Source organism: Chloroflexaceae bacterium, from assembly GCA_025057155.1.
Lineage (GTDB): Bacteria > Chloroflexota > Chloroflexia > Chloroflexales > Chloroflexaceae > JACAEO01.
Genome location: JANWYD010000120.1, coordinates 1 through 630, shown reverse-complemented (window position 1 = coordinate 630; position 630 = coordinate 1). Strand labels below are relative to the sequence as shown.

At 62.4% G+C, this 630-nt stretch carries 2 protein-coding genes; both read right to left on the bottom strand.

The genetic code is table 11. From position 1 onward, the window contains the following. A partial coding sequence (locus tag NZU74_20590; protein MCS6883725.1) for an RbsD/FucU family protein occupies positions 1-249 on the bottom strand: 249 nt, incomplete at its 3' end. Positions 250-335: 86 nt separating this feature from the next. Continuing rightward, positions 336-630 (bottom strand): ABC transporter permease subunit (locus NZU74_20585; protein ID MCS6883724.1); only part of this gene is annotated, 295 nt, incomplete at its 5' end.

Below are 630 nucleotides of genomic sequence, written 5' to 3'. Positions count from 1 at the left end.
GGACGGCTCGCCTCCGTCCTCCCTCAACATCGCCATAGCAGCCTCGATGGGGATGGCGTCGAGCAGGACTTTGAGCACATCCGTGGCTGCGATCAGGCCTGGTGCCAGGTTGAGGTAGATATGCTCAGCCGCTGGCGGCGCGCCGGTGATGACCGGATAATTGGAGTCGGCAATCAGGATGCGACTGCCATGTCCGGCGCGGCCGAGTGCGCTGAGTAGCTGCGGATGAAGCAGACGATACTTAAGCATAGCAGTGACTCAGGGGAGAGGCATCGCCGTGGCGCGCGTCGGCAACAATCTGCCGGCTCGTTTGGCAGCCGGGTGCTGGTAGCGGCCTAGCCTTTGATGGCGCCGACGAGCAGGCCGCGTGCGATGTAACGTTCCAGGATAATGGCCATAGCGATGACGGGGAGGATCATGATCAGGATTAACACCGACATATACCACCACTGGGGGCCGCGCGTGGCATTCTGCGCCGCCACCGAGAGCGGCAGCGTCTGGGCGTTGGCGCTGGTCAAGAACAGGGCCAGCAGGTACTCGTTCCATGCTAGGACGAGCACGAACAAAAACGTCGCCACCAGGCCCGGCAGCACCAACGGTAACACGACCGACCAGAAGGTGCGGTAGTGT